Below are 446 nucleotides of genomic sequence, written 5' to 3'. Positions count from 1 at the left end.
CGACACCGTCGTCGACAACTCCGTGAACCAGCACATCGACACCCACGGCGGCGCCTTCGACCAGGACATCGACATCCGGTCGACCTCCGCCTCCGGTGACGGCGCCGTGGCCGTCGGCGGCGACAACAACGCCCCGGTCACCACCGGCAACGGCAACGTCGTCGGCGACGGCAACCAGGTCGTGTCCGGCAACGGCAACACCACCGCCTTCGGCCAGGGCTCGGCCTACAACACCGGCGACATCTCCGCCGACAAGGGTGGCGCGGTCTCGCTGGGCGGCAACGCGACCGGTTCGCACGACGCCGACGGGTCGTTCAACAAGACCTGGAACGAGTCGCACCAGAGCACCGACATCAGCGACTCGTACAACACCGACAGCAGCACCGAGACCCACACGTCGGTCGACAACAACAGCCACACCCACACCGACATCAGCTAGATCGGAA

1 pseudogene is annotated in these 446 nt (G+C 66.6%); it reads left to right on the top strand.

Annotation, left to right across the window (positions count from 1 at the left end):
* Window positions 1-439, top strand: a pseudogene (locus tag DBV35_RS29265) (hypothetical protein); the annotation flags it as partial.
* Between the last annotated feature and the right edge of the window lie 7 nt (window positions 440-446).

This window comes from Acuticoccus kandeliae (assembly GCF_003073115.1).
This window is presented reverse-complemented; position numbering and strand designations above follow the sequence as displayed.